The organism is Mycobacterium sp. E3198, assembly GCF_001667015.1.
Classification (GTDB): Bacteria; Actinomycetota; Actinomycetes; order Mycobacteriales; family Mycobacteriaceae; genus Mycobacterium.
This window is the reverse complement of sequence record NZ_LZIS01000199.1, coordinates 1-9,909: the sequence shown is the minus strand read 5'-3', so window position 1 is coordinate 9,909 and position 9,909 is coordinate 1. Positions and strand designations below refer to the sequence as shown.

The window sequence follows — 9,909 nt, the reverse complement described above, 5'->3', positions numbered from 1 at the left end:
CGCCCGGGATGCTCGTTCTGCGCGGTGTGGATCAGCGCCCACACCGCGGCGTGCGCCGCATCGGGGACACGGTCAAACGCGCTCACACTGACCGCATTACGGGTCACCACCACCAGATGGCTCTGGGCGGCGTCGGGCCGCGCCAACCAGCCCTGCAACTGGGCCAACACCTCGCGGGTCAGGCCGTGCACCCGCCGCAGCGGATCCGCCTCGTCGGCGTCGTGCAGGAGCCAGACCACCAATTCCGGGCAGGGGAGCACGGTCGCCAGGTCGCTGTGGATCGAGCCGTTGTGCAGGCCGGCGGGGAGTCGGTCGGGTGAGCCGGTGACAACCGCCCAGTCGGGGGCGGCGACCGCCGGGGTGTCGCCGAGCAGGGCGGGCCAGCTCAGTTGGAACACGCTGTCGCGCAGTCCGACCGCGGCGGTCAGTTGCCCACCGATGTCGGGCAGTTCCCGCAGGGTGATCGTTTGGATGGTGATCACCGGGGCGCCGGTGGGGTCGGTGGCGCGCAGCTCATACGTGTCGTCGGTGGTGCGGCTCAGCCGGACGTGCAGCTGGGTGGCCGCGGTGGCATACAGGGTGATCCCGCTGAACGCGTAGGGAAGCCGCAGCGCCGCCGAGTCGTCCGATACGGAGGCCATCGCGTGCAGGGCGGCGTCGAGCAGGGCGGGGTGGATGCCATAGCCGGCGACATCGGTCCCGGCGGGCAACGCCACCTCGGCGCAAACCACCTGCGGTTGGGTTGGGTCGGTGCCGATGCCCCGCAGCGACCGGAACGGACCGCTGTAGCCGTAACCCCGCTGGGCCAACGCGTCGTAGAAGTCGTCCTGGTCGACGGCCTGGACGCTCGGCGCCGGCAGGAGCGGCGGTGTGGCGGGCTGGTGGGAGCTCAGTTCGCCGCTGGCGTGCAGCGTCCACACGCCGGAGTGGCCACCGGTGCGCGAGTGCACCGTGAACGCGCGCCGCCCGCCGTCCTCGGCCGACTGCACGGCGAGCTGCAGATCGGTGGGCGTATCGTCCGCCAGCCTCATGGGACTATGGAGAACCAGTTCGTCGATGACCGGGCAGCCGGTGTATTCACCGGCTTGCAACACCAAATCGATGAACCCGGTCGCCGGGAACAGCACGGTGTCCTGGACCCGGTGGCCGCGCAACCAGCCCTGCGTGGCCGTCGACAACCGACCGGTCAACACGACCTGGTCCTGGTCGGCAAGGTCGACCACCGCACCCAGCAGCGGATGCTCCGCCCGGTCCTGGCCGAGCCCGGAAGCGTCGCCGGTCGACGTGGGGTTCAGCCAGTAGCGGCGGTGTTCAAAGGGGTAGGTGGGCAACTCGACGGTGTGGGCGTGGGGATACAGGGCCGACCACGACGGGCCGTGGCCGTGGTTGTGCAGGTGGGCCAAGGCGGTGGCCAGGTTGTCCTGGTCGGGATGGTCGCGGTGCAGCGTGGTGATGACCGCGGACTGGCTCCGTCCCGTGGCCTGGGCCAGGGCGTCGGTGATCGCCGGGGCCAACACCGGGTGCGGGGACAGCTCCACGAACGTGCACTCGCCGACGGCCAGCCGCTCGACCACCCGGTCGTGGAACCCGACCGGCTCGCGCAGATTGCGATACCAGTAGTCGGCGTCCATGGTGGTGGTGTCGAGCGGATCGGCCGAAAGCGCCTCTCCCACCGTGGAATACAACGGGATGCTGGAGGGCATCGGGGTCAGGTCGGCCAGCTCATCGAGCAGGCGCTCCCGGAGCGGTTCGACTTGGGCCGAGTGTGAGGCGTAGTCGACGGCGATCGACCGCACGTGGACGCCGTCTCGCTCGCAAGCCGCGCTGAACTCCTCGATGGCGGCGGGGGTGCCGCTGATGATGGTGTGCGACGGGCCGTTGACCGTGGCGATGCTCAGCGCCTCGCCCCAGGGTTGCAGGCGTGGCCGCAGTTCGTCGGTGGCCAGCAGGACCGACGCCATGGCGCCGGTGCCACCCAGGGCGCGGAGCGCCTGGCTGCGCCGCGCGACCACCTCGGCCGCCTCGGGCAGGGACAGCGCTCCGGCGATGTACGCCGCGGCGATCTCGCCCTGGGAGTGGCCGATCACGGCGTCGGGAACGATTCCGTAGCGCCTTAACACCTCGGCCAGCGAGACCATCATCGTGAACAGCACCGGCTGCACGACATCGACGCGATCCAGCGCCGGGGCGCCCGGATCCTGACACAAGACCTCGCGCACCGACCAGTCGGTGAAGGGGCGCAACGCCTCATCGCAGGCGTCGACGGTGGCGGCGAAGACGGGGTGGTGCTCGTAGAGCTCGCGCCCCATGCCCGGGTACTGGCCGCCTTGCCCGGGCAGCACGAACACGATCTTGCCGCCCAACTGGTTCAGGCACTGGTGGCTGACCAGCTGCGGGTGGGGTTGGCCGGCCCGCAGGGCATCCAGGGCATCCAACAGCTCCTTGCGCGGATCGGCGCTGTCGGCCGGCGCGGTGATCACCGCGCGATGCGAGTGATGGGTGCGCGTGGTGGCCAGGCTGTAGGCCACGTCGGTCAGATCGAGGTCGGGGTGGCCGGCCAGATGCTGGTGTAGCCGGTCGGCCTGCGCGCTCAACGCCGTGGGGGTGCGCGCCGACACCGGCCACATCAACAGCCCGAACTCCACACCGGTTTCCCCGGCGGGGGCCGTTGCGTCGGCCGGCTCTGGAGTGGGGGCCTGTTGCAGGATCACGTGGGCGTTGGTGCCGCTGATGCCGAACGAGGAGACCGCCGCGGTGCGGGGATGATCGGTGTGCGGCCACGCCACCGCCTCGGTGAGCAGCCGCACCGTGCCCGCCGACCAGTCGACGTGCGGGCTGGGCCGATCGACGTGCAGCGTCGGGGGCAAGGTGTCGTGGTTGAGGGCCTCGATCATCTTGATCATCCCGGCCACCCCGGCGGCGGCCTGGGTGTGGCCGATGTTGGATTTGATCGATCCCAGCCACAGCGGGTGCTGCGCGTCGCGGGCGGTGCCGTAGGTGGCGATCAGCGCGCCCGCCTCGATCGGATCGCCCAGGGTGGTGCCGGTGCCGTGCGCCTCGACCACGTCGACCTGATCGAGCGCGACGCCGGCGTTGGCCGCGGCCTGGGTGATGACGCGTTGCTGGGCGGGCCCGTTGGGGGCGGTCAGCCCGTTGGAAGCGCCATCCTGATTGATCGCCGATCCTGCGATGACCGCCAGCACCGGGTGGTGGTGGCGCTGGGCGTCGCTGAGCCGCTCCAGCACCAGCACCGCGGCCCCTTCGCCCCAGCCGGTGCCATCCGCGTTGGCGGAGAACGCTTTACACCGCCCGTCGGCGGCCAACCCACGCTGCCGAGCGAACTCGGTGAAGATCGCCGGGGTGGTCATCACCGTCACCCCGCCGGCCAGCGCCAGGGCCGACTCGCCCTTGAGCAAAGATTCGGCTGCCCAATGCGTGGCGACCAGCGACGACGAGCACGCCGTGTCGACGGTGACGGCCGGGCCCTGCAAACCCAACGCGTACGCGACGCGACCGGAGACCACGCTGGTGGACGAACCGGTCAGGCCGTATCCCTCCGCGCCGTCCGAACCGCCCGCGCCGTAGGTTTGTGACCACGCCCCGACGAACACCCCGGTCTGCGAACCCACTAATGCGGCCGGATCGATCCGGGCGGATTCCAACGCTTCCCAGCACACCTCCAGCAGCAACCGCTGCTGGGGGTCCATGGTTTGGGCCTCGCGCGCCGAGATCCCGAAGAAATCGGCGTCGAAGCCGGCCACATCCGCCACAAAGCCGCCGGCGCGCGTGTAGGTCTTGCCCACCGCGTCGGGATCGGGGTCGAACAGGTCCGCCAGGTTCCAGCCCCGGTCGGCCGGAAACTCCCCCAGCGCGTCGACGCCGCCGGCCACCAGATCCCACAGCGCCGCAGCCGAATTCACCCCGCCCGGGAACCGGCACGCCATCCCCACCACGGCGATCGGCTCGTCCACCCGCGTGTGTGCGCCCGCGCGTGCGGCGGCCGGGGACGACCCGCCGAGCAACTGACTCAGGTGCGTGGCCAACTCGTCGGGGCTGGGATAGTCGAAGGCCAGCGTGAGGGGCAGTTCCAGTTCGGTGACCGTTTTCAGCCGGTCCAGCAACTCGGTCGCCTTCACCGAATCAAAGCCCAGGTCCTGGAACGTGAGCTCGGGGTCGATGTGTTGAGCGCTGGGGCGGCCCAACACCGCTGCCGCCTGTGAGCACACCTCCGCCACCAGCAGGTCATGCTGTTGCCGGCTGAGGGTACGCAGGCGTTGGGCCAATCCCGAGTCCGCCTCGGCGGCATCGACTTTGGGCTGCTTCGGCGCGCTGATGGGCTCGTCCAACCGGGTGAACGCATCGCGTGAGTACAGCTGTACGCAGTCCCGTCGCCGGACCTTGCCGCTGGTGGTGAGGGGAATCGAACCGGCTTGCACCAGAACGAGATCCGCCACGCTCAGACCGTGCACCTTGGATATCGCCGCGGTGATATCACGCCGCACGGCGGCTATCCGCTGCGCCGCGGCCTCTTCGGATTCGTCGCGCTTCTTGACCTCGACGATGGTGACGAGCTGATCGGCGCCGTCACCGTTGGCAACCGCGATGGCCACGCAGCGGCCATGGGTGATCTCCTGGATCGTCGCCTCGATGTCGTCGGGGGCGTGGTTGCGCCCGTAGACGATCAGAATGTCCTTGATGCGGCCCTTGATGAACAGCTCGCCGTCGGAAAAGAAGCCCAGATCACCGGTTCTCAGCCACGGCCCTTCGGGCGTGCCGGCCGACGGGCCGACAAGCGTTGCGCCGAAGGTGCGTTCGGTCTCTTCGGGTTTCTGCCAATAGCCGTCGGCGACGTTGTCGCCGTGCAGCCAGATCTCGCCGACCGTTCCCGCGGGACACTCGATGCTGGTTTCGGGGTCGACGATGCGCACCATCGGCGACGGCGGCATGCCGTAGCTGACCAGCGGCATACCTTCCCCGGCCGCGCACCGCTTCGCGTGGCCGGCGGTCAGCTCCTCGGATTCGAAACTCACGATTTCCGGCGGATGGCCCGATTCGCGGGTCGCCACGAAGACCACCGTTTCCGCCAGCCCATACGAAGGCCGTAAAGCGTCGGGGCGAAGGTTGAAGCGGGCGAACCGCTCGGCGAAGCGCCGCAGCGTCGACGGTTGTACCCGTTCGGCGCCGTTGAGGATGTGGCGCACGTCGCCGAGGTCGAGCCCGGCCAGGTCGTCGTCCGACGTCTTCAGCGCCGCCAATTCGAAAGCGACGTTGGGCCCCGCCGAAAACGCCCGAGTGTTGCTTGCCATCAACTGGATCCATCGCGCCGGTCGCTGCAGGAAGAACATCGGGCTCGTCACCACCGCGCGCAGTCCCGCCAACACCGGCAGGACGATGCCCACGATCAAGCCCATGTCGTGGAAGAACGGCAACCACGACACGACGGTGGCGTCGGGCGGCGGGGACCCACCGTAGTAGGCGGCAATGATCTGCTCGAAATTGGCCCGAATGTTCTTGTGCGAGATCACGACTCCCGCGGGCGTGCGCGTCGAGCCGGAGGTGTATTGCAAATATGCGATGTCTGGCGGGTTTTCGGGCTCGGCGGCAGGACCGGGCTCGGCGTCCAGGTCCAGCAAATCAAGCTCGACGATTGACGGCCGGGATTCGGCGGGCTGCGCCGAGATGTAGTCGGCGATGCTTCCCGCGAGGGCGGACGTGGTGAGAATGACCGAAGGCGAGGCGTCGGCCAGGACCGCGCTCACCCGTTCATCGGTGGCACCACCCAGCGGTTCCGACAGCGGCACGGCGATCTGACCGGCCTGTAATGCGCCGAGAAACGCGGCGACGTACTCGAGTCCCTGGGGCGCCGATATCACCACGCGATCACCCGTTGACGCGCGAGACCCGAGCTCCCGCGCGACGTTGAGCGATCGTCGATACAGCTGCGACCACGTCAGGCTTTCCCCAACGCCGGCCCAGTCCTGCTGGTAGTCAACAAAGGTGTAAGCCGTCTCATGCGGCCGCAGACTGGCGTGCTCCCGCAGCACCGCCGGGATGGAGGACTCAATCACCGCGGGAGGCCATCCTGAGCCGACCCCGCAGCCCTTCGATAGGGCTAACGCCGTCGGTGTGCTGCAAGATCATCAACCTTAAGAGAAGAGGACGCTTCCTCGAGTCGGGGAATTATTACACACCCGTCCAATGCATTGGGTATGTTGGCGAATCATTACGTCATCGTCGTCGGCTCGGGAGCCCGGGCTGTCCAAGAGCCGACGGAAGGCGGTCCCGCGTGACGGTGGAAACCCGGACAGCGCCCGTGGCCGTACTGCCAACGCGGAGGTTCGCGAGATCGCGGGGCCGCATCGATCCGAGCACCCGGAGGTGAACCGGTGAGCGTAGTCGACAGTCCGACCGTCGATAGTCCGGCAGTAGCGGATCGGACGACTCTGCACCAGCTGTGGAAAGCGATTCTCGTTGTCATCGCGGCCGTTGTGGCGACGGCGTGTTACTTCGTGCCGGCGTTACTCGTCGTGCTCGGGGCGCTTGTTTTGTTGCTCTTTTGTGCGCGCTTGGTTTATCGGGACCGCGACCGCTACATTCCGAACTTATATTCCCGGGACACCAAGGTATATGACGACGCATATCGCTCGTTTATCGTCCGCTCGCTGTCGAGCATGCGTAAGTGCAAGATTCGTGGCCACACGCTGTTGTGGGAAGCGTCGCGCCTGCCGAGGCCGGGCGGACACGATTCCGACGAACTCCTGCTCGATCTCGGCGTTTGGCTCGGCTGGTCGACCAGGCTGATCGCGGACGCTTCGGGCCGGCAGGTATACGGCTTCGACACGTTTGAGGGCCTGGTCGAAGACTGGCAAGTCGACGATCAGATTCTCATCAAAAGCGGCAGCTTTTCACTGTCGGAACCGCTGGCACAACGTTCCATGCGCGATACCGGGGTGAGCCTGCACGACGGGGTGCCTGCGGCGCTCGGCCGCAAGGTCCAGTTCATCAAGGGAAGCACCTACGAGACGCTGGCTCCCTTCCTGGCCGACCGACCCGACGCCCCGATCCGGCTTTTCCACATGGATCTGGACACCTATGAGAGTTGCCTGCATGCGCTAGAGACGTGCAAGGACCGCTTTATCGAAGGGTCCATTCTCGTCTTTGACGAATACCTCGTCACCAATGCCGAAATGCGGGCGTTCTTCGAGTTCCAGAACCAGTACGGGCTGGAATGGCGATACCGGGCCTGGGGCCTGGAAGTCATGGAGATGAACCTCGAGATGGTTCTCTCGCGGTGGAAGCGCGCGGCGTACTACCTGCTCTGGATCGCGGCGTATTGGTTGGCGGGCGACGGTAGCTATGTCTGGAAGTTCTTCGGCAAGCGGTTCTGGCGATTTTGGCTGGGCGCGCCGATCGGCGACATCCTTTTCATGCTTGGCGCCGCCGGGCAACGGAAGTCGGTCAGCCTCGAAATTACCGGTCTGGGCACGTTGGACCGGAGCCGTCCGCGCAACTAGGGCCCGCGATGAAATTTGTCCTGGCGAGCTGGGGTAGTCGCGGCGACGTCGAGCCCAACCTCGCCGTCGGTCGCGAGTTGGTGCGCCGCGGGCACGACGTGTGCATGGCCGTCCCGCCCGACCTGGTCGGCTTCACGGAGGCGGCCGGGGTGGCGGCCGTCGGCTTCGGGCCCGAAGCGCGGTCCATTCTGGACGCGCACCGCGAGTTCTGGACCTGCTTCTTCAACCACCCCTGGCGGCTGCGGGATTTGGTCCGGTCGCGCCTGGAAATTTCCGGGCCCCTGCTGCGGGCGTGGCAGGAGATGAGCACGACGCTGGTGTCGCTGGCCGACGGGGCCGACCTCATCTTTACCGGGATCAATTTCGAGGACGCCGCCGCCAACGTGGCGGAGTATTACGACATCCCGTTGGCCACGTTGCATTACTTCCCGCTGCGACCCAACGGCCAGACCATGGCACTGCTGCCGGCGCCACTGGCGCGCGCGGCGGTGACGGCGTTTTGGTGGGTGTCCTGGCGCGCGACGAAGCAGGTCGAGGAGGCCCAGCGCCGTCAATTGGGCCTGCCGAAGGCAACAGGATCGGCGCCGCGGCGGATCACCGAACGCGGATCGCTGGAAATCCAGGGCTACGACGAGGCGCTCTTTCCCGGGTTGGCCGACGAATGGGCGGCATACGAGCGTCAGCGTCCCTTCGTCGGCGCGCTGACGCTGGGGTTGGCGACGGACGCCGATGAGGAGGTCGCGTCCTGGATCGCGGCGGGAACACCGCCCATCTACTTCGGGTTCGGCAGCACCCCGGTCGAATCTCCGGCCGACACGATCGCCATGATCGGCGCGGCCTGCGCGCGGCTGGGGGAGCGGGCGCTGGTGGGCGCCGCCGGAACCGACTTCAGCAGCGTCCCCCATGCTGACCACGTCAAAGTGGTGGGAGCGGTGAATTTCTCGACCGTCTTTCCCGCCTGCCGCGCCGTCGTGCACCACGGGGGCACGGGCACCACGGCCACGGGCCTGCGCGCGGCGGTCCCCACGCTGATCCTGCCGACGGACATCGATCAGATGCTCTCGGGGTCTCGGGTCAAACGCCTGAAGGTGGGCACCGCGCGGCGCTTCCCGACGGCGACCGAGGAATCGCTGGTAGCGGACTTGCGAACGATCCTCGCCCCGGACTATGCGGCCCGGACCCGCGAACTCTCGGCACGGATGACCGACCCCGCCAAAAGCGTCGCCGCCGCGGCCGACCTGCTGGAAGATTTCGCCCGCTCCAAACGCGTCGGCTGATCGGGCAAAACGATCTTGTCGCCGACCGAGCGCCCTCGTGGCCCCTATTACTTATTTATTGGCCACAGAAATGACCCTCACCGCCGTGAGCGGCGTCTCACTTACCTATTCGCGTGACAGGCATCTCACCGGCCAAGTATGGTCTAGAACTTGTTATACCCATGTCGAGTAGATGGTCTGGAGACGCGGTTGAGCATCAATCCCTTCGATGATGGCAGGGGCTGCTTTTTCGTCTTGGCTAACGACGAGAAGCAACAGCGGATGATCGGCGGTCGGAAATGACCGATCTGCAGAACAGTCTCGAGACACCACAGCCGGCTCGTGGATCGCAGGGGACGGGCGACAGCTTCGCGATCGTCGGGTACGCGGTGCGCGTCCCGGGTGCCGCCAACGCCGACGAGTTCTGGGAAGTTTTGTGCGAAGGCCGGGATGCGCTCTCGGAGGTGCCCCCGGACCGCTGGGACGTCGAGGAATTCTATGACCCGGATCCCGATGCGCCCGGCAAGATCGTCAGCCGCCGGGCCGGGTTCATCGAGGACGTAACCGGGTTCGACGCGCCGTTCTTCGGGTTGTCGAACCGGGAAACCATGCTGATCGACCCGCAGCACCGGATTCTGCTGGAGACGGCGTGGCAGGCGGTGGAGCATTCGGGAACCGCCCCGTCGGACCTGGCGAACACCAAGACCGGCGTGTTCATGGGTCTGGGCACCCATGACTACCTGGGATTGATCTCCGAACAGCTGAGCTACGAGGAGATTGAGGCCTACGTCGCGATCGGGACGTCGTCCGCCGCGGGAGCGGGCCGGATCAGCTATGGGCTGGGGCTGCAAGGCCCCGCCGTGTCCGTCGACACGGCGTGCAGCTCGTCGCTGGTGGCGGTCCATCAGGCCTGCCAGTCGCTGCGTTTCGGGGAGTGCGACCTCGCGCTGGCCGGCGGCGTCAACGTCCTGCTCAGCGCGAAGACCGCGATGACGTTCTCGCACGCGCACATGCTGGCCCCGGACGGCAAGTGCAAGACCTTCGACGCGGCCGCCGACGGTTATGTGCGCGGCGAGGGCTGCGGTGTCGTCGTCGTCAAGCGCCTCGAGGACGCGATCCGCGACGGTGACCGGATCCGG

The 9,909-nt window shown here is 67.6% G+C and carries 4 protein-coding genes; 3 read left to right on the top strand and 1 reads right to left on the bottom strand.

The annotated features are described in order from the left end of the window. The coding region (locus tag A5673_RS21680; protein WP_156748467.1) for a type I polyketide synthase at nucleotides 1-6,068 on the bottom strand (6,068 nt) is incomplete at its 3' end. 318 nt (nucleotides 6,069-6,386) lie between these two features. Between A5673_RS21680 and A5673_RS21675 the strand changes: the two genes are divergently transcribed. The 3 genes from A5673_RS21675 to A5673_RS21665 all read left to right on the top strand — a co-directional run. Continuing rightward, nucleotides 6,387-7,514, top strand: a complete 1,128-nt coding sequence (locus tag A5673_RS21675; protein ID WP_068237289.1) for a class I SAM-dependent methyltransferase — start codon at nucleotides 6,387-6,389, stop codon at nucleotides 7,512-7,514. 8 nt (nucleotides 7,515-7,522) lie between these two features. Continuing rightward, nucleotides 7,523-8,791, top strand: coding sequence for a glycosyltransferase (locus A5673_RS21670; protein ID WP_068237286.1), 1,269 nt, complete (start codon nucleotides 7,523-7,525; stop codon nucleotides 8,789-8,791). 278 nt (nucleotides 8,792-9,069) lie between these two features. Then, the coding region (locus A5673_RS21665; RefSeq protein WP_197518447.1) for a polyketide synthase at nucleotides 9,070-9,909 on the top strand (840 nt) is incomplete at its 3' end.